Genomic DNA, 21262 nt, shown 5'->3' with positions numbered 1-21262 from the left:
CTCGACGTCTCCTAGTTCTCGGCCGCATCGCGTACGGACTCGCCGTCGGCGCCGGCGGTCACGCCGTGGACCACGAGACGAATGGCGTCGACGGCCTCCGGGTTCTCCGCACTCGACAGATCACCGGGGTCGGCGCCGATCGCCGCGGCACGCACCGCGCGACGCAGGATCTTCGCCGATCGGGTCTTGGGTAGGGCCGAAACAACCCACACCTTGGCCGGCGCGAACGGCTTGCCCACCCCGGTGGCGACCAGGGTGCGTAATTCCTCGGAGACGCCGTCGGTCTCGGCACCGGCACGCGGAACCCAGAAGGCCCACACGGTCTCGCCCTTCTTGGGGTCCGGGATTCCGACGGCCGCAGCCTCGGCGACGGCGGGGTGGGTGGTCAGGACCGACTCGACCTCGGCCGGGGCCAGACGCTTTCCGGCGACGTTCATCACGTCGTCGGAACGGCCGAGGATGTACCACTGATCATCGTCGTCGATCAGGGCGAAGTCACCGTGGCACCACATTCCGGGAAATGTGGACCAGTAGGACTCGAGATAGCGCTCGCGGTCGCGCCACACGCCGCGGGTCATGGCCGGCCACGGTTGCCGGCACACCAATTCACCGATGCTGCCGCGCAACGGTTTTCCCTCGTCGTCGACCACGTCGACGTCCATCCCGAGGGACGGCCCGCCGAGGGAACAACTCGGGATGCGCTCGACCGGATAGGGCGCGAGGAACGAGCCCCCGACCTCGGTACCGCCGGAGAAGTTGATCACCGGAACGCGTCCGCCGAACACCGTGTCGGCGAGCCAGTCGTAGGAGTCGGGATCCCAGGGTTCACCCGTCGATCCCAGCACATGCACCGACGACAGGTCGTGTGCGGTGATCTGTTCGAGCGCAGTCGATTTGAGCGCACGGATGAGCGTCGGCGAGACTCCGAGCATGGAGATCCGGTGGCGGGCCACCAGATCCCAGAGCCGAGTGGTGTCGGGGACGTCGGGTGAGCCCTCGTAAAGCACCAGGGTCGCGCCGTTGGCGTGGGTGCCGAATGCTGCGAGTGGGCCCATCACCCAGCCCATGTCGGTGATCCAGCAGAACCGGTCCCCGGCGTTGATGTCGAACGAGTAGGCCACCTCGGTGGCGACCTTGATGGTGAATCCGGCGTGGGTGTGCACCGCGCCCTTGGGTTTACCGGTCGTTCCGGAGGTGTAGCCGAGCATGAGCGTCTGCATGGCCGGGAAGGGCGTGAACTCGTGAACCGGGCGCGCGGCGTCGACGAGATCGGTCCATGCGCGCACCTCGACGGTGCCCTCGGCGATCTCGGTGGGGCCACCGATGTTGTCGACGGTGACCACCGACCGCACAGACGGCGTGAGCTCGAGGGCTTTGGCGAGTTCTCCGGCCATCCCCACCCGCCGACCGCGACGAATCGTGCCGTCGGCGACGACGACCGCCGTGACCTCGGCATCGTTGAGTCGGGAGGCGATGGCCGGCGCAGCGAACCCGGAGAACAGCGGGACGATGATCGCGCCGATCCCGGCAGCCGCATAGCAGGCGACGACGGCCTCGGGGATCATCGGCAGATAGATGGCGACTGAATCGCCCTCGCCGACACCGAGATCGAGCAGGCCCGAGGCCACCCGGCCCACCTGCTCGGAGAGTTCGGCGTAGGTCAGGGTCCGTACGTCACCGTTCTCGTCCTCGTGCACGATGGCAGGCCGGTCGGCGGCATCATCGAGCCACCGGGTCAGGCATGCATCGACGGCGTTGAACGTCCCACCGACGAACCACTCGGGGAACTCGGGGCCCGCCGAGGTGTCGAGGACCTGACGGTAGGGGGTGGCGAAGGGGATGCCGAGGTCGGCAATCGCGGCGTCCCAATACCATTGGATGTCGGCGGTCGAACGCTGCCGGAGTTCGGTGATCGTGTCGATCCCGTGCGCACGCCCCAGCCGGGTGACGTTCGCGTTCTCGATGTAGTCGGATGTGGGAGTCCACACGTATCCGCTCACCAGTGCACCTCTCTCAGCTTCGGGGCATGCCGAGAACCCGCTCGGCGGCGATGTTGCGTTGGATGAAGGTCGATCCGCCGGCGATGGCCGTGCCCCGAGCCTGGTAGGCCAGGCGCAGCCACCGCTGTTGACCGGGGTCGGCTCTGTCGGCGTCGTCGCTGTCGGGAGCGAGGCCGAACTGGCCACCGAACTCGCAGAGTTCGAGCCCGAAGTCGGCGATGTCCTCGACGAGCGGACAGAAGTACAGCTTACCGATGGAGGTCACCGGGCCGGGGGGTTGGCCGGAGGCCGCCCCGGTGATGACGCGCTGCCCGATCAGGTAGTGGGTGAGCGCGCGGCCGTAGAGGTCGGCGACCTTGTTCCGGATCGTCGGGTCCGCCGACAGCGGCGCACCGTCATCGTCGGTGGTGGCGCGAACCTGCTCAGCAAGATCGGCGACGGCCCTGGTGGTGTTGACGCGGCCGGTCGCGATCCCGACCCGCTCGAAAGCGAGGGTGCCCATCGCGACCTTCCATCCACCGTCAACCTCTCCGACAACGGCGCCATCGGGCACGAAGACGTCGTCGAGAAAGACCTCGTTGAACTCGGCCTCGCCGAGCATGTGGGCCAGCGGGCGCACGGTGATGCCCGCCGAGTCCATCGGCAGCAGGAAGTAGGTGATGCCCTTGTGCCGGTCACCGCCGCCGGTGCGCGCCAACAGGATCGCGTTGTCGGCGATCTGCGCGCGAGAGGTCCAGATCTTCTGCCCGGTGATCGTCCACCCACCGTCGACCTTCGTCGCTCTCGTCCGCAACGACGCGAGATCCGAACCCGATTCCGGCTCGGAGAACAGCTGGCACCAGATCTCGCCACCGGTCAGGATGGGCTGGAGATAGCGCTGCTTTTGCTCGTCGCTACCGAAGGCGACGATGGTGGGTCCGGCGAAGTCCTCACCGATGATGTTGAGCCGCTCCGGTGCACCGGCACGGTCCATCTCCTCGTTGAAAATCGCTTTGATCTTGGCGTCGGCACCCGCGCCGCCGAACTCCGTCGGCCAGGACAGGCCGGCGAACCCGGCGTCGAACAGGGCACGCTGCCACACCGACCAGAAGGCACGCTTGTCCTCCAGTCGCGCGGGCTCGGGCCAAGGCAGCGTGGGCACAGTGACTGCCAACCACTCACGAACGCGAGTACGGAACTTCGCCTCCTCGGGCGAATCGCTCAGATCCATCGAAGAACCTCCACATCGTTACGGCCCAACGCTACAATAGGTCAGACCAAAAAACTAGGAGGTAGTCAATGCCGGGTCACGCAGTGCGCGAGATACCGACCGGAACAGTGCTCGACGAGGTGTCGTTCGGGGTCGAGGCCGGAAAAGTACGAGAATTCGCGGTTGCCACCCACGCTGCCGACCCGGTCCACACCGACATCGAGGCCGCAACGGCCACCGGATTCGCAGCCATCCCCGCGACTCCTACGCATGTGGTGGTCGCGGGCCATCACCGCAACCAGCAACAGTTTGTCCGCGACCTCGGCCTGGCCATCGAGCGGATCGTGGTGGGCTCGGTGGAATGGGAGTACCACCGTCCACTGCTGGTCGGCGACCACGTGACCGGTACCCGGCGGGTCGTCGACGACACCACCCGCGAGGGCAAACGTGGTGGGGCGATGCGTCTGGTGACGCTGCAGACCGAGTGGGTCGATCAGCACGGTGACACCGTGATCACCCAACGCGAGGTTCTGATCGAGAGGAGCGCACGATGACCCGCGCACAGGTGGCGCTCGACGCCGGACAACAACTCGAGACACGCACGATCGGACCGATCACGCAGACCGACATCGTCCGGTTCGCCGGTGCCGGTGGCGATTTCAATCCGCTGCATCATGACCCGGACTATGCGCGCGCTGCGGGATTACCGGGCGTGATCGCGATGGGTCAGATGCAGGCCGGCATGCTCGCCGCGTGGATCGCCGACCTCGTCGGCGTCGAGAATCTCGTGTCGTATTCGGTGCGTTTCGCCTCACCACTGGCCATCGGCGAGACGCTGGAACTCGGCGGCACCGTGGCCTCGACCGACGACGACACCGCCGAGGTGACAGTCCAGGCGACGGTCGGCGATCGGGTCGTGATCTCCGGTACCGCTCGGGTTCGGATATCGGGCTAGCCGGCCTACGGCATCAACACGACCTTGCCGAACTCGCCACCGGCCTCGATCAGTCGATGCGCCTCGGCGGCGTCGGCGAGCGGTAAGGTGTGCGAGATCGGCGGCGCCTCAACATTTCCGCCCGCCACGAGGTCGAGCAATCCGTGGAAGTCCTGCGGGCTGCCCATCGTCGTTCCGAGCAGGCTGTACTGTCCGAAGAAGTAGGGCCGCACCGAAAGCGTGGCCTGCTCGGCCACATTCGCGCCGAGGACCACCAACCGCCCACCCGGGCGCAACGCGCCGAGCGATTTCTCCCAGAGCCCGACCGGATCGAGGATCACATCGAATCCCTCGCCACCGGGTGACTCACGCTTGGCCAGCTGCGGCCAGTTGTCGTCGGTGTGCAGCACACCGCCGCGGGCACCACCGGCTTGCGCGCGTTCGAGTTTCGCCGTCGAGGACGCTGTCACATATGTGCTCGCCCCAGCAGCAGAAGACAAGGACTGCGCCATGGTAGACACGCCACCACCCGCTCCGATGATCAGCAGCGACTCCCCCGCCATCAGAGCGGCGCGGGTGAACAGCGCCCGGTAGGTGGTGACGCCGACCAATCCGAGGGCTGCGGCCTGTTCCCATGAGTAGCCGGGTGGTCTGGGCGCCAGGCATTCCTCGGGGACGCTCACATACTCCGCGTAGGTACCCGGGGTGGTGTCGCCGAGGATCTCGAAGTCGTTGCCCGGCGCCGCGGCGCGATCGCCCCAGAACAGCGACGGCAGGATGACCACCTCGGCACCGGTGTCCGTGCGTATTCCGGCACCGTCGGCGCCTGGGGTGTGCGGAAGCGGAGAGCGATACTGTCCGCGCCGCACCAGGACGTCGTGCCAATTCAGGGCGCTGGCAGCAAGTTTCACCACGACCCACCCGTCGCGGCTGACCGGTTCGGCGATCTCGGTGGCGACCAGCTGGCCCGGCTCACCGAACTGTGACATCACGATGGCCTTCATGTACTCCTCCGTTGAACGACGACGGTGGCAATCGAACACGGTTTCCCCGATGAGTTCGATGCCGTCACCGTGACCACCGCCACCGATCGTCCGCTGTGGCGCACCTCGGCACCGAACGTCGTGGCCTCCCGACCGTTACCGGGTCGCACGTAGGCGATGTCGATACTGGTGGTGCGGAAGTCTCCGGCGGCCTCGACCGCCGACATCGCGGCGAGCTCCGATCCGATGATCAACACACCGCCGTGCAGGTTACCCATCCCGTTGACGGCCAACTGGTTGGGTGGCATCTCGACGACGCCGGGCGCGAGATCCCGAAATCCCAGAGCCGCACGGATCGGCACATCGGCGGCGGGGACATCGAACGAGATATCGGGTGTGGTGGGAGTCGCGTCCACGCCGACCAGATGGGAACGCTGGGTCACCAATGCGAGGACGTTGCCATCGCTGTCGACAACGCTGCCATGGGTGGTTCCGCTCGTGTCGTCGCGCGCGATCAGCTCCCCGGTCACCGAGAGCGGGTCGCCGGCGGTCGGAATGTCGGCCAAGAAATCCACTCGGATACCGAGACTCACCGGCCAGCGTCCCGACGGTGCACCACACGCGACGACGTAACCGGTGACGTCGTCGAGCGGTACACCCAACGCCGAGCGACAACTTCCGGCGACCGGATCGGCAAAGCGCTGCCCGGCGGGAACCATCAATTCGGCTCGTTGGGCCGACAAACTCACGGCGCTGACCTGCAACAGCGCCTCGGCCCCCGAGACGACGAAGTCAGGGGGAGACTGCGTCACCGCCAACTCAGCGGGCCCCGGCGGCGGCAGGCTGGTTCAATTCCTCGGCCACCTGTTTGCGCAGAACGTGCTTCTGGATCTTTCCGGTGGCGGTCATCGGCAGTTCGTCGATCGCTATCACTCGCTCCGGGGTCTTCTGGATCGCCACTCCACGATCCGTCAGGTAGGTACGCAACGCCTCGACGGTCGGTGCGGTGTGACCCTCCTTGACGACGACGTAGCAGCACACCTTTTCCCCCAGCTTCTCGTCGGGCATGCCGACCACGGCCAACGCCAGGAGGTCGGGATGGTTGGCAAGCTTGTCCTCGATCTCGCGCACGCTGATGTTCATCCCACCGCGGATGACGATGTCCTTGGTGCGTCCGGTGACGCGCACGAATCCGTCGGGATCCATCACGCCGAGGTCACCCGATCGCGAAAAGCCGTCCGGCGTATAGAGATCCTCGGTATCCTGCGGGCGGTTGAGGTACTCGATCATGTGGGACGGACCGCGATAGGCCACGTCGCCCTCTGTGCCGCGGGGTACCTCGAGTCCGTCGGGTCCGACGACTTTCACCTCGGCGCCCGGCAGAGCCGAGCCGTCCGAGGTGATGGCGCGTTCCGGCGAGTCGGTGATGGCACAAGTCGTCGTGGTGAGATTCTCGCTGCGACCGTACAGCGACAGGATCGCAGCGGTGGGCAACTTGGCCTTCGCGTTCTCCACCACCGCGGACGGGATGGGCGAACCGGCGCAGGTCCAGACCCGCAACGACGACAGATCTGCGTGCGGATCGTCCTCCGCTGCCGCGATCAGCGTCTGAAGGAAGGTCGTGGCGGTGACCGCGGCGGTGCAGCCATACTTTTCGATGTCGGCGAGTCCGGCGGCCGGACTCCATTCGGGCATCACGTGCGTGGCCGCCCCGGCAAGCAGCGGAATCAGCACGCTGGTCACCAGACCTGTGGTGTGCGTGATCGGCGATGGACCGAACTGCACGTCGTTCTCGGTGTGGCCGAACGCGACCGTCAGAGCACGGGCGCCTGACGCGTAGGTGTTGAAGGTGTGCAGACAACCCTTCGGGCGCGACGTCGTCCCGGACGTGTAGACGATGACGAACGGGTCGTCGGGATGCACGCGCACGTCGAGTTCGGCGTCGATCGCGTCGTTGTCGATGCCCCCGACCAGGAAATCCTCGAAGATCTCGATCTCACGCGCGGCGAGGTCGGCACGGGAATCCTGCGCCGCTCGTACGGCGACGATCGTCTGCAACGTCGCCGAGTCACGTCGGATCTCGTCGAACATCGACACGTAGTCAAAGCCCCTGAATTGGGCAGGCGCGATCGCCAGCTTGATCTCGGCATCGGAAACCACATGAGACACTTCGTCTTTGCGGTAGATCGGCATGATGGGCACCATGACGGCCCCGATCCGCGCCAGCGCACCGGCAGCAACCACGAAGGCGGCCCAGTTCGGCAGTTGGACAGCGACCCGATCGCCCTGTCGCAACCCCTTTCGATGCAGACCCAGCGCGAGACTCTGCGTGGCGTCGTACAACTCGGTGAACGTGAGAGCGTTGTCGCCGTCGGTGATGAAGACCTTGCTTGCGTGGGACACGGCTCGTTCGCGCAGCAGCTCGGTGAAGTTCTGATCGGACCACTGCCCGGTTGCGTAGTAGTCGTCAATCTGTTCTTGGGTGTAACGACCAAGGTTTCGCCCACTCGCCATTGTCAGCCTCCATGCTCACGCGACCTTCGTTTGTCCAAAGATTAAAATGGTCTGACCGCAAAAGCAAGGGAAACCGCAGGATCCGTACCCGCGGTCCGCGACGTCACCCCATCGGATGATGCGCCCCCTCCGACTGGGTGACTTTTTTGGTATGACCAAAGTAACCATTGAAAAACTTGTAGAGTCGACCCATCATTTCAGTGATGCCGTTCACACTGCGGCAACGGCGGCGATACACGCCAGACAGGAGCATCATGACCACCATCGACTACCCGGAGCTCTACATCGGCGGCGGTTGGAGCCGGCCGGCCACCAGCGACCGAATCCAGGTGACCTCACCCACGACAGAGGAGGTCATCGGCTCGGTTCCCGCCGGTTCCACGCAGGACGTCGATCGCGCGGTGGCCGCCGCCCGGGCGGCCTTCGACGACCCCCAGGGGTGGTCGACCTGGGAACCGAAGCAGCGCGCCGAGGTCCTCGAGCGGTTCGCCTCCGAGTTGGAGGCCCGCGCCGGTGAGCTCTCTCGCCGCGTCAGCATGCAGAACGGCATGCCCATCTGGCTGGCCGAGCAGTTCGAGGGCGGGTTCCCGCCGGTCCTGCTCCGCTACTTCAGCGATCTGATGGTCAACGCACCCGATGTCGATTCCCGCCCGGGCATGCTCGGTGGGACCGCACTCGTCCGCCGCCGCCCGATCGGAGTGGTCGGTGCGATCGTGCCGTGGAATGTGCCACAAGCGATTTCGTTCCTCAAGCTGGCGCCGGCATTGGCCGCTGGGTGCACCGTCGTGATCAAACCTGCCGAAGAAACGGTGCTCGACGCGTTCCTCACCGCCGAGGCCGCAGCCGCCGCCGGCCTGCCCGACGGTGTTCTCAACATCGTTCCGGGCGGTCGCGACACCGGCGCATACCTCGTCGAGCATCCCGACATCGACAAGGTGTCGTTCACCGGGTCCACAGCCGCGGGACGCAAGATCGCCGAGACCTGCGGGCGCCTGCTGCGGCCGGTGACATTGGAGCTCGGCGGCAAGTCGGCCGCCATCCTTCTCGATGACGTCGACCTATCCGCGTCGATGGAGTCGCTGTTCGGTGCCACGCTGCTCAACAATGGCCAGATCTGCTGGCTCAACACCCGCGTACTCGCACCGACGTCGCGATACGACGAGGTGGTCGACGCCCTCACCGGGCTCGCCTCGTCACTAACCGTCGGCGACCCGCTCGACCCCGAGACGAAGATCGGTCCGCTCGTCTCGTCCCGGCAACGCGACCGGGTCGAGGGGTATATCGCCAAGGGCAAGGCGGAGGGCGGACGGATGACCACCGGCGGCAAACGCCCGTCGTCGGTCGACGCCGGATGGTTCGTGGAACCCACGATCTTCGCCGACGTCGACAACAACGCAACCATCTCCCGCGAGGAGATCTTCGGCCCGGTGCTCTCGGTGATTCCCTTCCGTGACGAGGCCGAGGCTCTGGCGATCGCCAATGACAGCGAGTACGGACTCGGCGGCACCGTATGGTCGGCCGATGTCGATCACGCCGCCGACATCGCCGCCAAGGTGAAGTCGGGGACCGTTGGTGTGAACCACTACTCCAACGAGCCCGTGGCCCCCTTCGGTGGCATCAAGAACAGCGGGATGGGTCGCGAACTCGGCCCGGAGGGTCTGCACGCCTTCCAGCACCTACACACCGTGTACCTGCCACCGGCAGGCTGAGCGCGGGATCGGTCGACGTAACACCACGGAGTAGAGTGTGTGCCGGATCACATCGGACACGAGTGAGGCATCGATGGCGAATTCGCAGGTGAGCGCATCCCGGACCGAAGGGCTCCGCTCGTTCCTTCACAAGCTCCGGGAGTCGTCGCCCGAGGAATTCGCGTCGACCGCAACCTCGGGAGCCTGTGTCGACCTCGGCTTCACCAAGGCCATGTTCTCCTGGGTGGACGGCACCTCGTGGCGTCCGGAATCGGTGTACATCTCACCCGATCTCGACGATCGATTCGACGCGCTCATCGACGCCGTCGACGGATCGGCGGTACCGCTGCTTCGGGCCCCGCGTGAAGCGGACCTGGTGCGGTACCGCCGACCCTACGTCCTCGGCAAAGAGAGCTACCGTCAGGCGTATCGACCACTCATCGACCTTTCCCGTCCGAGCGCCTACGCCGCTGCACCGATACTCGCCGGCGGACGCACCGTGGCGATCCTCCACGTGGACCGCCATACGCAACAGATCACCGACGACGACCTGGAGTTGCTGTTCCAGGGAGCGCATCTCTGCGGACTCACCTATGCGACCCTCGATGCGCGTCGGCGGCTCCTCGATCAGCGGAGGGCATTCGCTGCGGCCCTTGATCTCTCATCGAGCTCATCGTCCACAGCCGATGCCCGAGACCATTTTTCACCGTTCACCGGCATCCATGACGCACCCGGGTTCGACACAGCCACGCACCGGCTGACCGAGCGTGAGGAGGCGGTGCTCGGTCTCCTCGCGTCCGGTGCGTCCAATCGCATCATCGGGGAGCAGTTGTTCATCTCCGAGGGAACCGTCAAAACCCATGTGCGACACCTTTTTCGCAAACTCGGCGTGCGCACCCGCGCCGAGGCCGCCGCGTACGCTCACAGCCGGCGTCCTGCCCGCGCCGCTTGCGCTGTGTGATCACCGGACGTGAGCGGCAAGAAACTCGACGCAGCGATCGGTGCGTTCACCACAGCGTCCACGACGGTCGCTGTGGCACAGGAACTCACGCGGCATGCACTGAGCATGTCGGCAACCGCACAGCAGGCGTGGGTCGTCGAAATTGACAGCGATCCCCCGCAGGTCGTCGCGAGCTGTGTCCGCGGGGAATCGTCGGATTCACCACACGCCGGGGTACCCGTATCCGACTCACTGAGCCTGAGAGCCGTAACCGCCGCCTTGGCAGGCGAGAACCCGGCGTCGGTGGAGATACCACAGACCCCGTCCGCGAACCGCGTTGTCGCCTTGGCCATCCGGCGTAACGATCCAGCACTGGCGCTCGTCATCACCGGACTGGAGAATTCGGCATCACGCGAGCCACTCGCACTTCTCGTCGAGATCGCCTCGGCCGTTCTCGAACGCATGTCGGCCGAACGTGCACTCACCCGGCACGCAGAGCACATCCGCGCGCTCGGCGAAAGACTTCTCACACTCGGGACCAGTTCCCTCGAACGCACCTTTCCGGCCGACGCCACGACGGTCGGTTCCCCACCGGACACCGAGGCACTCACCGCGCGCGAACGCGAGATCTTCGAGATCGTGGCATCCGGTGCGTCCAATGCCGAGATCGCCGACCAGCTGACTCTGTCGATCGAAACCGTCAAGACCCATGTCAAGCGGATTCTCCGAAAGATGAATGCGGCCAATCGTTCCCAGCTGATAGCGATGTTCGCCGACAACGCCGGCGACTGAGCTCACACGCTCGAATCCACAACCTCCACGTGGACCTCGTCCTGGTCTTCAATGATCAACTGGCACGAGAGGCGAGAGTTGGGCTGCGCGCCGTCGAGGAACTCGACCAGCTCGGCCTCCTCGTCGCTGGGCTCTGGGAACAGCCCCGCGCTACCGTCGGGCAGCAGCACGTGACATGTTGCGCACGAACAACTCCCGCCGCATTCGGCGACGATCCCGGGCAAGTTGTTGCGTACCGACCCGTCCATCACGCTTTGTCCGGGTGGAACGTCGACCGTGCTGACGGTGCCGTCGGGCAGGTGGTAGACGACCTGGGCCATGGCTGACTCCTCGCATCGGGGTGAGATACCAGTGTTGACACCTCACGGGAATGGGTTCGTGCACAACCGAAGCCGCGCGTGTAGACGATTGTGCGGACCTCGATGCTCATTCGTCATCCCCAAAACGGGGTACAACCCGGCCTCATCGGGGTGATTCATCACCGTTGGGATATACAGCGGCATTCATAAGCGCTGTCATATACCTCTGATGGCCCCGCGCGTTCTACCCCCAGGGTGACGCGCATCACTGTCTTTGTCGCGAGACTGAGGCTGTCACAGCCCACGACCGACGGAGAGAGTTCACATGCCCTCAACCATTCACCTCGGCGCCAACACCACCGTCCCCGACGACGTCGCAGCACAGATCGTCCTGCCCGAGGGGCACCGTGACAACAACCGGCTGTTCGAGGCCTACCGGTCGTTGCGTGACAACGCCCCTCTCGGGCTCGCTCGGGTCGACGGGTACACACCGCTGTACCTGGTGAGCAAGCACGCCGACATCATGGAGATCGAACGGCAGCCGGAGATCTTCACCAGCGCCGGCGGGGAGAACAAGGGATCGGTCAATCCGATCCTGGCCAACGAGGCGGGTGACGCATTCACCAAGTCCATCAACAACGGCAGTCTGCGCATCCTGGAGACCCTCACCTACCTCGATCCGCCCGAACACACCATCGTCAAAGACATCGCGTCGGACTGGTTCCGCCCCAACAATCTCAAGCAGTGGGAGGACACGATTCGTGTTCTCGCGCGCGAATCGGTGGATCGGCTCCTCGCCGGTGAGCGGGACATCGACTTCGTGAAGGACTTCGCCCTGCAGTATCCCCTGCACGTCATCATGAGCCTGTTCGGCGTCCCCGAGTCAGACGAGCCGCGGATGATGGCCTTGACGCAGGAGTTCTTCGGGACCGCCGATCCCGATGCCGCGCGAGCCGACGTCGAGCCGATGACACCCGACGCCGCCGCCAAGCAGTGGGTGGCCACCATTCAGGACTTCTACGCCTATTTCGATGTCCTGCTGCAGGACCGGCGCGCCAACCCCACCTCCGATCTCGCGTCGATCATCGCCACCGCGAAGAATCCCGACGGCGACTACTTCGCGCCGGAGGTGGCTTACGGCTACTTCATCGCCATCGCCACCGCGGGACACGACACCACCTCGTCGACCCTTGCGGGTGGAATCCATGCGTTGTCGCAGAATCCGGAATTGCTCGCGAGGGTTCGAGCCGACCTCTCGTTGGTTCCGAACCTCGTCAACGAATCCCTTCGCTGGGCGTCGCCGGTCAAGCACTTCATGCGAACCGCGCTGTCGGACTACACCCTTCGCGGAGTCGACCTTCATCCGGGTGACCGGTTCATGCTGCTCTACCAGTCGGGCAATCGCGACGCCGACGTCTTCGACGAGCCGGACGTGTTCAACATCGACCGCCGCCCCAACAAGCACATCGCCTTCGGCTACGGACCGCACATGTGCATCGGCCAGCATCTGGCCAAGTTGGAACTCAAGATCATGTTCGAGACCCTGCTCCCCCACCTCGAGGCCGTTGACATCGCCGACGATCCCCGCTTCATCCAGACCAACTTCGTCGGCGGCCTCAAGAACATGCCGGTGCGACTCACCCTCACTCCGGACGCACCACGGTGACAACACAGCCACGCTCCGTCGTCATCATCGGCGCCGGGCACGGTGGAGCCGGACTCGCCGCACAGTTGCGGCAGTCCGGCTTCGCCGGTTCGGTCACGATGATCGGCAGCGAACCACATCTGCCCTACCATCGGCCGCCGCTGTCGAAGAAGTTCGACGGTGCCGGCGTCGAACAACTCCTACGGCCGGCAGAGTTCTACGCCGACATGGCCATCGAACTGCGAACCGGTGTGAGCGCGACCGCCATCGACCGGGAACGCACAACGGTTCACCTCGATGACGGCAACGAGATCGGCTACGACATCCTGGTGCTGGCAACCGGCTCGAAGCCCCGATCTCTGCCGGGTTCTACTGTCGACAACGACTCGGTCCTGACCTTGCGTACGCTCGACGACGCACGCCGCCTCGGCGCATCACTGTCGCACGGAAATAATCTTGCCATCGTGGGTGGCGGATACGTCGGTATGGAGGTCGCCGCGGTCGCCCGCAGCCGGGGAGTCGGCGTGACCGTCATCGAACGCGAGGACCGGATACTCGCCCGAGTGGCCAGTGCCGAACTCTCGGCGTTGCTCACCGACTATCACCGCGCTCGTGGAACCGAGGTCCTGAGCCGACGGTCGGTCGTCGGTGTGCGCACCGCCGGCACCATCGTCACCGGCATCCGCCTCACCGACGGTTCGGTGATCGACTGCGGCACAGTCCTCGTCGGCATCGGCGCGGTGCCGGACCAGAGCCTTGCCGTCGACGCCGGACTCGTGTGCGACGACGGGGTGATCACCGACGGCGACGGCCGCACGAGTGACCCGTCGATCTTCGCGATCGGCGACGTCGCCCGTCGGCCACTGGACGGGCACGACGAGTTACGACGACTCGAGTCGATCCCGGCCGCGACCGAACAAGCCGCCCGCGCGGCGGCGGTGATCCTGGGCCTCGAGCCTCATCAACACGAGGTCCCGTGGTTCTGGTCGGATCAGTTCGACCTCAAGCTGAAGATCGCGGGACTGTCGACACCCGAAGCGCGCGTGATCACCCGACGGGTGCCGGGCAAAGACGCGGTGTCGTTCTTTCATCTCGCGCCCGACGATTCGGTGGTTGCGGTCGAAACCATCAGTGCTCCGGCCGATTTCATGGCCGGAAAGAAACTCATCAATCGTCGGACACCGGTGAACCCTACAGCGCTGGCCGATCCGGCGGTGCCGCTGAAGACGATTGTCGCCGAGTCGGGCGTCCCCGCCTGACTCACCACCTGTGTCGCGAGAACTCCGTCGACACATCACCACAAGGAGTACAGATGAAATCCACCGCCGCACTGCTGACCGGTATCGGCAGCGAGTTCACGATAGAGGAGATCGACATCGAAGGCCCACGGGCCGGAGAGGTCCTGGTACAGATCGTCGCCGCCGGCCTCTGCCACACCGATCTCGCCGCACGCGACGGCATCCTGCCGATCGAATACCCCGGGGTCGTCGGGCACGAGGGCGCCGGGACAGTCATCGCCATCGGCGAGGGCGTCACCAAGGTGGCGATAGGCGACAAGGTGAGCATGACCTTCAACAGTTGCGGGCACTGCCGTACCTGCACGACCGGCCGGCAATCATATTGTGAGAACTTCAACGCCGAGAACTACGGCGGCGTCCGCGCGGACGGTTCCAAGCCGTTGAGCAAGGACGGTCAGCCGGTCGGCGGCATGTTCTTCGGGCAGTCTTCATTCGGATCTGTGGCGTTGGGTAATGAGCGCAATGTGGTCAAAATCGACGCCGACATCCCGTTCGAATTCCTCGCCCCGCTCGGTTGCGGAGTGCAGACCGGTGTCGGTGCCGTCACGCGATCGCTCAAGGCACAGAAGGGTTCTGCGATCGCCATCGCCGGCGGCGGATCGGTCGGACTGTCGGCGGTCATGGGCGCGGTATTGCAGGAGTGTGCCACGATCATCGTCGTCGAACCCACCGCCGCGCGACGGGAACTGGCCATCGAACTCGGCGCCACCCACGCCATCGATCCCGCCGCGGGCGATGTGACCGAGCAGGTCCGGGCGATCGTCGAGCGGGGCGTCGACTACGTCGTCGATACGACCGGCATCGGCGCCGTGGTCGAGAGCCTCATCGCCGCCAGCGCCGTGCGCGGAACAGTAGGGCTGATCGGGGTCCCGTCCGATCCGGCGGGCGCGGTGAACCTCAACATCATCGCAACACTCACCCTGGGACTCACCGTTACCGGCATCATCGAAGGTGATTCCACGCCCGACGACTTCATCCCAGAACTCGTCGACCACTACCTCAACGGTCGGCTGCCCGTCGACAAGCTGGTGACGACGTTCCCGTTCGCGGAGATCAACTCCGCGGTGAAGGTCCAACACGATGGTGGCGCCGTCAAGCCGGTTCTCATGCTCTGACCGTTGACGCGACGTGACTGCGGTCGGGCCCCAACCCTCGGCGAACGGGGCCCGATCGCTTTCATACGTGCGTCGTTCTACGCGACGGACCGAGACGGCGATGCCCGCAGTGCGTTCAGGCGCAAGCGGTCCCGACAGTGCTCGACGAGTGCCACCGACTCGGCGACGTCGAGTCGTGCATGTCCGGTGGTGAGCAATGCCAGAACTCTTTCGTAGAAGACCGAGGAACTCATGCCGAACGTCACAAAGATCTCGTCGGCAGGATCCTCGAACGGTGCCCAGGCCAACGCGAACCGAATCAGTTCCGTCGGGGTGGCCGCGCCGAACGATGCTGATGCGCGCATGATCTGACTCCTCACTCGAGTAATGGTCTGACCATACCTATCCGATCACGCTTTCGCTAGAGCACATCACGTCCACGTGTCGCGTATCTCGGCGAATCCCGCTTGTCGCCAAGTACATTGGACTTAAATGCGGGTGACTCCGATCGAAAGGAACCCTCACGTGTATCCACCGATCCATGCAGCGAGCCACCCGAGCCGGCCGGCGATGGTGATGGCCGGGTCGGGCGATCAGGTCACCTATGCGCAGCTCGATGCGCGATCGCGCCGACTCGTGCACGTCCTGCATCGGGCCGGACTCACCGAAGACTCGACCGTGGCGATGATCGCCGAGAACCGCATCGAATGGTGTGAGGTGATCTGGGCGGTGTTGCGCTCGGGCATGACGATCGCTCCCGTCGCCCGGGGACTGACGGGCCAGTCCCTCCGATCGGTGATCCTCTCCTCGGGCGTGCAAGCCGTCATCACGACTCCGCAACACGCCGAAGCCGTTCGGGCAGCGACGGCGGATGTCGAGAGCATCGTCGTGCGGCTGTGCACCGGCAGCACAGCCGGTTTCGACGAGTACGAGGACGCGTTGTCCTCGGTCGACGATGCCCTGCCGGTGCGGGAGACGCTCGGCACCCGGATGACTTACAGTTCCGGGACCACCGGACGGCCCAAGGGGATCCGGCATGCGCGCACCCCCGTCCACCCCGCCGACGCACCGCCGCACCTGGGCCCGTACACGGACCTGTTGAGCCTGGACGCCGACACGGTGTATCGGTCGCCGGCGCCGATGTATCACACCACCCCGCTGAGTTCGGTATCGCCGTCGTCCAGCAGGGCGGCACGGTGATCTGCCAGGAACGGTTCGACGCCGAGGACGCCCTGGCCGCGATCGAGCGCCACGAGGTCACCCACGCGCAGTTCGTGCCGACGATGCTCACACGGATGCTGGCGCTGCCCCGCACCGTCCGTGGACGCTACGACTTGTCGTCACTTCGGGTGGCAATCACCGGCGCGGCATCGTGCCCGCCGGAGGTGAAGGATCGGATCGAACAGTGGTGGGGGCCGATCCTTCACGAATATTATGGCGCCTCAGAGGGATACGGAAACACCCACATCGGACCCGAGGAAGCTCGACTGCGACGCGGCTCGGTCGGCCGGGCACTGCGCGGCACCATCCACATTTTGCATCCCGATACCCCCGACGGATCAGATCTTGCCATCGGCGACATCGGGCAGATCTGGTTCGAGGGAACGACTCCCGTTGTGTACGAGGGCGATCCCGAGAAATCGGCGGCAGCCACAAACGCCGCGGGCTGGGTCACCGTCGGTGATCTCGGCAGAATCGACGACGACGGCTACCTCTATCTGACCGGACGCGGCGATCACGTGATCGTCTCGGGTGGGGTCAACGTGCACCCGCAGCCGATCGAGGACCGATTGCTCGGCCACCCATGGGTCGCCGACGCCGCAGTCATCGGCGTACCCGACGAGGACCTGGGACAGCGACTCCACGCGGTGGTGGTCGTCGAACGAAATGCATATCCCGATGGCGACCTGGCGTCCGAACTGTTGGACTTTGTGCGCGAACACATTCCCAAGCCGCAGGCACCGCGCACCCTGGAATTCCGGGATCGATTGCCCCGTGCGGAGAATGGGAAGCTGTACAAGCGGCAGATCGACATGGGTGACATGACGACGGGAAGCGGGAGAGCAGCGCAGGCGCTCTCACGACGCGACGACGATTCCCGCCTTACGTAGGCAATACGTGCGCAACACTGCGGCTCTCGGACCAGCAAGCTCGGGATCGGTGTCGATCAGCCGAGCCATCCGTATGTAGAACACGCGTGGCTCGACTCCGAAGGTCGGCAGTATCTCATCGTCTCCATCATCGAACGGCGACCATCGGATCAAGAATCGAAGCATGTCCTGCACCAGGTCATCGGCCCCGGATCGGGGGTCCATCGTCTGAGTCATCTTCGGTCCTCTCGCTTGCGTGTGGATGCATGGCTCCCGCACCGTGGCGGGACGACTGGCTAACCTGCGGTTGCGCCGGCGTGCCGACGAACATCCTGACCGGCACCGGACGAGGGAGCGCTGCCTACCGACCAGCCCGGTCTCTCGGTAGACATGACCCTCGTCGAACGGAATCCTCCGAGAAGCCTGTGCCGACGGATGTCCAGCTCATGTGGCAACTCCGTGAGTATTTCGGCAACCAGCGCGCGCCGGTCGACACCGGGAGTGCACAGTGCCTGGATCAGGCCCGTAGCGAGACGTCGCGGATTGAGAACGTGTTCCACCGGCCGTACCCGATTGAAGGTGTCGGAGAACCGCGGTTCCTCACCGGGGTTGTCGGCAAAGCCACTGATCACACACTTCACCAACGTCGAGGAAGCGACCGGACGCGTCTCGCGGTTACCCCAGTGATAAGTGGACACCGTGTCACGATCCCGGTTCCGCTCCCACTGTCGCAGTGCGTGATCCAGGCGCGTCGGATCATTGATGGTGGTGGCGATCGCTTCGCCCAGTAGCCGTCCGTGTTTGAGCGCGTCACGTTGCCCGTTGCCGGTGACCGGATCCTTGAAGTGCCCGGCATCCCCGACCAGCGCCCACCCGGGCCCGGACGAGGCACGGTAGTAGGACGACAGATTGTCGGTGGCTCTTATCGCGGACAGGTTCGTGGCTCCGCCAATGCGTTCGCCCCAGGCTCGATCGGCATCGATCTTGCTACGCCACATATTCTCCGGATCTGAACGGAACTCCGGGATCTCAGAGGCGTCACACATGTGCACCGCGAGCGCACGACCGCGCGGACAACTCGGCAAGATCAGTGAGATCGTGGTTCCGTAGCGATACAGACCGTACTCCTCCTGGCCATCCGGTCCGAGTGGATCGTCGAGGTAGCGAAACGCGAAGCCCCGTCCGTTCTTCGAACCGCGGTACGGCTCCCACACCCCGAATTCAGCTGCCATTCGCGACTTTCGACCATCGGCACCGACAATCACGCGCGCTTGGATCGCCCGCCGCGATCCACCGGATCGGTAGACCACGCCGACTGGCCGGTCGTTCTCCCAGAGCACCTGCTCGGCGCCGCATCGCTCGCGAACGTCCACGCCCGAGGAACGCGCCGCGTCCACCAGCTCCTTGTCGAGCAGATTACGCGGAACACAGAGCCCGTAGTCGATCCCCAGAAACGGCGTGAAACGCTCCCGGAAACGGACCCCGTCCTCGTGGATCGCAAGAAAGCGTGACCTGGCGGGATCGAGGGCAAGCACTCGATCGAGCGCTCCCATCAACAGAAGCTCCTGAACAGCGCTCGGCACCATCGCATGCGTGCTCATGGTGTCCGAGGGAAAGCTCACCTTGTCGAGAACGACGACCTTCAATCCCGCGCGTACCAATGGAACGGCCGTCGCGGTGCCCGCCAGTCTCGCGCCGACAATCACGACATCCGCGTGCTCGAGATCATCCGTCTCGAGCTCTCGCTCACGTCCCTTCGCCACCGACTTCAGCTCACACCGAGTTGCCTGGCAAACGACGCCGCGTCATAGTACGCGGTGACGGAAGTGGCGGTGAGATCTGCTGTCACCACCCACATGTCCATTCCCAGAACCTCGAACTCGTTACCGCTGGGACCGTGGCCCGGGATGAAACCGACACCCGAATCCGTGCCGGTCATCCGCCACTCCTGCGCCACACGCCCTGTCGTTGCGTCGGTCAGCGGTAACCCGATGGCCTCGAACGTCAAGTCCGGAAACGCCGCCCAGGAGCCTTCGAAGAATCCCCTCGCACCATCGAGAGTGGTGATCGTCGCGGGCAGCGACGGATCGTTCCACGTCACCGTGGATGCGAATGCCTGCAGGGCTGCCTCGATGTCGCGCCCATTCCACGCCGCGAAATATCGGGCCGGGTAATCGCTGACATCAACGGTAGGACTGGTCGTCATGATGCGCTCCTTTTGTGTTCCGCCGAGTCTTTGTGTTGGTCGAATCCCACGGACGGGACGGCCGGGCCGATCAACAACCAGGCCCGGTCGGCCCCGCTACCGGTCAGAACCTGATGACCCCGCGAATGTTGTTCCCCGCGTGCATGTCCTCGTAGCCCTGGTTGATATCGTCGAGTGAGTACTCGGCGGTGATCATCTCGTCGAGCTTCAGATATCCGGCGTTGTAGAGGTCGAGGAGCTTGGGGATATCGGCACGGGGATTCGACGAACCGAACAGCGACCCCTTGATCTTCTTCTCGTACAGGGTGAGCTCGAGGATCGAGATCGGTAGGCCGACTGCGGTCGCGTCGCCGAGTGCGGTCACGACGACTGTGCCCTGCTTACGAATTCCGGAAAATGCCTGTGCCACATGCTCACCGGTGATCACGCCAACGGTCACGATGGCAACATCGGCGCCCTGCCCGTTGGTGAAGGACTGAGCCAGTTCGATTCCTTCCTCAGCACTTGCGACCGCATGCGTTGCACCCAGTGTCAGCGACTGGTCGCGTTTGAAGGCCGCCGGATCCACCACGATGACACGCGCGGCTCCGGCGTGGGCCGCACCCTGTACCGCCGCCGAGCCGATCCCGCCTGCACCGAAGATCAGGACGGTGTCGCCGGCCTCGACCTCTCCGGTACGCACCGCCGATCCCCAACCGGTACCGATGGCACATCCGAGCAGACAGGCTTTATCCAGGGGAGTGTCATCGGGCACCTTGATCGCTGAATCAACAGCCACCGTTGTGTATTCGGAAAACGTCGATATTCCCAGTGCCTGCCCGACCGGCGTACCGTCCTCCAGTTGCAAGCGGAAACTGGTGGGGTCTTCCCATCGTGAGCCGACGAGCACGTTGGCGCCGAGATCACACAGGTTCTGATGTCCCGATGAGCACCACCGACACTTACCGCACGCCGGGAGGAAAGAGAAGATGACCTTGTCACCGGGGGAAAATCCAGGAGTGTTGGGACCCACTGATTCGACGATGCCCGCACCTTCATGGCCACCGCAGACCGGGTAGACGGCGACCGGGAGGTCGCCGGTCGCCATGTGGTCGTCGGAGTGGCACAGGCCAGAGGCGACCATCTTGACCCGGATCTCGTTCTGCCGGGGCTCATCGACGATCAGGTCGGTGATCTCGAACTTTCCTGGGGCCTGCCGTAGCACCGCTCCACGTGTCTTCATTCAAATCTCCCTGTGTTGTGACGATTGCGCGCGACCGGCGCCAGCGGACCGATGCGTGACATTGCCTGCCTCATGATGGCAACCCTGGACGTGACGCACATCACCCCATTGGGGGTGATGTGCTCCCCCCGCGCGGTGCGTACCGGGATCGACATCGTCGAGATCGGTAGACCACTGCAGCAGAAACTGATCGTCCCTCTGCGGGGGGGTCGCCGATATCCCCAGTGAGGGGGTTTCCGCCGATATGTGGCGATGGTTAGCGTGATGAACCGCCGGTTCATATGTGATCCGGCTCATTCACTCCGGTCCGACTCGCGTCGATCACGTCCACGTCGTGCGAGTCACGGCTCTTGCCGCTCTGACCCGCT

At 64.8% G+C, this 21262-nt stretch carries 22 protein-coding genes; 10 read left to right on the top strand and 12 right to left on the bottom strand.

What is annotated here, in order from left to right; genetic code table 11:
* Positions 1-11: 11 nt before the first annotated feature.
* Together GOPIP_RS22745 and GOPIP_RS22740 are read right to left on the bottom strand one after the other, a co-directional pair.
* Entirely contained in the window at positions 12-2000 is a 1989-nt protein-coding gene (locus GOPIP_RS22745; RefSeq protein ID WP_006372173.1) for an AMP-binding protein, read from the bottom strand.
* A 13-nt stretch (positions 2001-2013) separates the two neighbouring features.
* Entirely contained in the window at positions 2014-3210 is a 1197-nt protein-coding gene (locus GOPIP_RS22740) for an acyl-CoA dehydrogenase family protein (RefSeq protein WP_006372172.1), read from the bottom strand.
* A 68-nt stretch (positions 3211-3278) separates the two neighbouring features.
* On the opposite strand from GOPIP_RS22740, the gene GOPIP_RS22735 reads away from it, so the two are divergent.
* The gene (locus GOPIP_RS22735; RefSeq protein WP_006372171.1) at positions 3279-3743 is read left to right on the top strand and encodes an FAS1-like dehydratase domain-containing protein; all 465 of its coding nucleotides are present in this window, start codon (positions 3279-3281) and stop codon (positions 3741-3743) included.
* Complete coding sequence (locus tag GOPIP_RS22730) at positions 3740-4144, top strand: MaoC family dehydratase (RefSeq protein WP_006372170.1); 405 nt, start codon at positions 3740-3742, stop codon at positions 4142-4144. The genes GOPIP_RS22735 and GOPIP_RS22730 overlap by 4 nt, the downstream gene beginning before the upstream one ends.
* A gap of 5 nt (positions 4145-4149) precedes the next feature.
* On the opposite strand, the gene GOPIP_RS22725 is transcribed toward GOPIP_RS22730, so the two are convergent.
* The 4 genes from GOPIP_RS22725 to GOPIP_RS29290 form a co-directional block, all read right to left on the bottom strand.
* A complete protein-coding gene (locus GOPIP_RS22725) occupies positions 4150-5127 on the bottom strand; it encodes a quinone oxidoreductase family protein (protein ID WP_006372169.1) in 978 nt (325 codons plus the stop codon).
* A complete protein-coding gene (locus GOPIP_RS22720; protein WP_006372168.1) occupies positions 5124-5918 on the bottom strand; it encodes a PaaI family thioesterase in 795 nt (264 codons plus the stop codon). Before GOPIP_RS22720 ends, GOPIP_RS22725 begins: the two co-directional genes overlap by 4 nt.
* 7 nt (positions 5919-5925) lie before the next feature.
* The gene (locus GOPIP_RS22715; RefSeq protein ID WP_006372167.1) at positions 5926-7620 is read right to left on the bottom strand and encodes an AMP-binding protein; all 1695 of its coding nucleotides are present in this window, start codon (positions 7618-7620) and stop codon (positions 5926-5928) included.
* Positions 7621-7723: 103 nt separating this feature from the next.
* Positions 7724-7876 (bottom strand): hypothetical protein, encoded by a 153-nt coding sequence (locus GOPIP_RS29290; protein WP_211602032.1) that lies wholly within the window; start codon positions 7874-7876, stop codon positions 7724-7726.
* Here GOPIP_RS29290 and GOPIP_RS22710 point away from each other — a divergent pair.
* From GOPIP_RS22710 to GOPIP_RS22700, 3 genes are all read left to right on the top strand, one after another.
* Positions 7875-9329, top strand: coding sequence for an aldehyde dehydrogenase (locus tag GOPIP_RS22710; RefSeq protein ID WP_006372166.1), 1455 nt, complete (start codon positions 7875-7877; stop codon positions 9327-9329). The two genes, GOPIP_RS29290 and GOPIP_RS22710, sit on opposite strands and share 2 nt — an antisense overlap.
* Positions 9330-9402: 73 nt before the next feature.
* The gene (locus GOPIP_RS29755; protein ID WP_006372165.1) at positions 9403-10269 is read left to right on the top strand and encodes a helix-turn-helix transcriptional regulator; all 867 of its coding nucleotides are present in this window, start codon (positions 9403-9405) and stop codon (positions 10267-10269) included.
* A gap of 9 nt (positions 10270-10278) precedes the next feature.
* Entirely contained in the window at positions 10279-11040 is a 762-nt protein-coding gene (locus GOPIP_RS22700; RefSeq protein WP_006372164.1) for a helix-turn-helix transcriptional regulator, read from the top strand.
* 2 nt (positions 11041-11042) lie between these two features.
* On the opposite strand, the gene GOPIP_RS22695 is transcribed toward GOPIP_RS22700, so the two are convergent.
* Complete coding sequence (locus GOPIP_RS22695) at positions 11043-11360, bottom strand: 2Fe-2S iron-sulfur cluster-binding protein (RefSeq protein WP_006372163.1); 318 nt, start codon at positions 11358-11360, stop codon at positions 11043-11045.
* 304 nt (positions 11361-11664) lie between these two features.
* On the opposite strand from GOPIP_RS22695, the gene GOPIP_RS22690 reads away from it, so the two are divergent.
* The 3 genes from GOPIP_RS22690 to GOPIP_RS22680 are packed head-to-tail and all read left to right on the top strand — an operon-like array spanning position 11665 to position 15397.
* Entirely contained in the window at positions 11665-13005 is a 1341-nt protein-coding gene (locus GOPIP_RS22690; protein ID WP_006372162.1) for a cytochrome P450, read from the top strand.
* The gene (locus tag GOPIP_RS22685) at positions 13002-14243 is read left to right on the top strand and encodes an NAD(P)/FAD-dependent oxidoreductase (protein ID WP_006372161.1); all 1242 of its coding nucleotides are present in this window, start codon (positions 13002-13004) and stop codon (positions 14241-14243) included. The genes GOPIP_RS22690 and GOPIP_RS22685 overlap by 4 nt, the downstream gene beginning before the upstream one ends.
* 53 nt (positions 14244-14296) lie before the next feature.
* Positions 14297-15397 (top strand): NAD(P)-dependent alcohol dehydrogenase, encoded by a 1101-nt coding sequence (locus GOPIP_RS22680; RefSeq protein ID WP_006372160.1) that lies wholly within the window; start codon positions 14297-14299, stop codon positions 15395-15397.
* Positions 15398-15474: 77 nt separating this feature from the next.
* Here the strand turns inward: GOPIP_RS22680 and GOPIP_RS22675 are convergent, their stop codons facing one another.
* Positions 15475-15741, bottom strand: coding sequence for a hypothetical protein (locus GOPIP_RS22675; protein ID WP_006372159.1), 267 nt, complete (start codon positions 15739-15741; stop codon positions 15475-15477).
* 160 nt (positions 15742-15901) lie between these two features.
* On the opposite strand from GOPIP_RS22675, the gene GOPIP_RS29750 reads away from it, so the two are divergent.
* Positions 15902-16576, top strand: coding sequence for an AMP-binding protein (locus tag GOPIP_RS29750; RefSeq protein ID WP_006372158.1), 675 nt, complete (start codon positions 15902-15904; stop codon positions 16574-16576).
* The gene (locus tag GOPIP_RS29745) at positions 16573-17487 is read left to right on the top strand and encodes an AMP-binding protein (protein ID WP_006372157.1); all 915 of its coding nucleotides are present in this window, start codon (positions 16573-16575) and stop codon (positions 17485-17487) included. The genes GOPIP_RS29750 and GOPIP_RS29745 overlap by 4 nt, the downstream gene beginning before the upstream one ends.
* Here the strand turns inward: GOPIP_RS29745 and GOPIP_RS22665 are convergent.
* From GOPIP_RS22665 to GOPIP_RS22650, 4 genes are all read right to left on the bottom strand, one after another.
* Positions 17455-17703 (bottom strand): hypothetical protein, encoded by a 249-nt coding sequence (locus GOPIP_RS22665; protein ID WP_006372156.1) that lies wholly within the window; start codon positions 17701-17703, stop codon positions 17455-17457. The genes GOPIP_RS29745 and GOPIP_RS22665 overlap by 33 nt on opposite strands.
* A 59-nt stretch (positions 17704-17762) precedes the next feature.
* A complete protein-coding gene (locus tag GOPIP_RS22660) occupies positions 17763-19229 on the bottom strand; it encodes an NAD(P)/FAD-dependent oxidoreductase (protein ID WP_006372155.1) in 1467 nt (488 codons plus the stop codon).
* A gap of 5 nt (positions 19230-19234) precedes the next feature.
* A complete protein-coding gene (locus GOPIP_RS22655) occupies positions 19235-19672 on the bottom strand; it encodes an ester cyclase (protein WP_006372154.1) in 438 nt (145 codons plus the stop codon).
* A gap of 103 nt (positions 19673-19775) precedes the next feature.
* Entirely contained in the window at positions 19776-20894 is a 1119-nt protein-coding gene (locus GOPIP_RS22650; RefSeq protein ID WP_006372153.1) for an NDMA-dependent alcohol dehydrogenase, read from the bottom strand.
* Positions 20895-21262: the final 368 nt, after the last annotated feature.

The organism is Gordonia polyisoprenivorans NBRC 16320 = JCM 10675, from assembly GCF_000241325.1.
Lineage (GTDB): Bacteria > Actinomycetota > Actinomycetes > Mycobacteriales > Mycobacteriaceae > Gordonia > Gordonia polyisoprenivorans.
This window is presented reverse-complemented; position numbering and strand designations above follow the sequence as displayed.

What these genes read in the sequence shown, in the direction of transcription:
- GOPIP_RS22710 (WP_006372166.1), top strand. Translation starts at nt 7,875, where the DNA reads ATGACCACCATCGACTACCCGGAGCTCTACATCGGCGGCGGTTGGAGC.
- GOPIP_RS22675 (WP_006372159.1), bottom strand. Translation starts at nt 15,741, where the DNA reads ATGCGCGCATCAGCATCGTTCGGCGCGGCCACCCCGACGGAACTGATT.
- GOPIP_RS22650 (WP_006372153.1), bottom strand. Translation starts at nt 20,894, where the DNA reads ATGAAGACACGTGGAGCGGTGCTACGGCAGGCCCCAGGAAAGTTCGAG.
- GOPIP_RS22735 (WP_006372171.1), top strand. Translation starts at nt 3,279, where the DNA reads ATGCCGGGTCACGCAGTGCGCGAGATACCGACCGGAACAGTGCTCGAC.
- GOPIP_RS22730 (WP_006372170.1), top strand. Translation starts at nt 3,740, where the DNA reads ATGACCCGCGCACAGGTGGCGCTCGACGCCGGACAACAACTCGAGACA.
- GOPIP_RS22740 (WP_006372172.1), bottom strand. Translation starts at nt 3,210, where the DNA reads ATGGATCTGAGCGATTCGCCCGAGGAGGCGAAGTTCCGTACTCGCGTT.
- GOPIP_RS22655 (WP_006372154.1), bottom strand. Translation starts at nt 19,672, where the DNA reads ATGACGACCAGTCCTACCGTTGATGTCAGCGATTACCCGGCCCGATAT.
- GOPIP_RS29755 (WP_006372165.1), top strand. Translation starts at nt 9,403, where the DNA reads ATGGCGAATTCGCAGGTGAGCGCATCCCGGACCGAAGGGCTCCGCTCG.
- GOPIP_RS22665 (WP_006372156.1), bottom strand. Translation starts at nt 17,703, where the DNA reads ATGACTCAGACGATGGACCCCCGATCCGGGGCCGATGACCTGGTGCAG.
- GOPIP_RS22690 (WP_006372162.1), top strand. Translation starts at nt 11,665, where the DNA reads ATGCCCTCAACCATTCACCTCGGCGCCAACACCACCGTCCCCGACGAC.
- GOPIP_RS22680 (WP_006372160.1), top strand. Translation starts at nt 14,297, where the DNA reads ATGAAATCCACCGCCGCACTGCTGACCGGTATCGGCAGCGAGTTCACG.
- GOPIP_RS22715 (WP_006372167.1), bottom strand. Translation starts at nt 7,620, where the DNA reads ATGGCGAGTGGGCGAAACCTTGGTCGTTACACCCAAGAACAGATTGAC.
- GOPIP_RS22725 (WP_006372169.1), bottom strand. Translation starts at nt 5,127, where the DNA reads ATGAAGGCCATCGTGATGTCACAGTTCGGTGAGCCGGGCCAGCTGGTC.
- GOPIP_RS22695 (WP_006372163.1), bottom strand. Translation starts at nt 11,360, where the DNA reads ATGGCCCAGGTCGTCTACCACCTGCCCGACGGCACCGTCAGCACGGTC.
- GOPIP_RS29290 (WP_211602032.1), bottom strand. Translation starts at nt 7,876, where the DNA reads ATGATGCTCCTGTCTGGCGTGTATCGCCGCCGTTGCCGCAGTGTGAAC.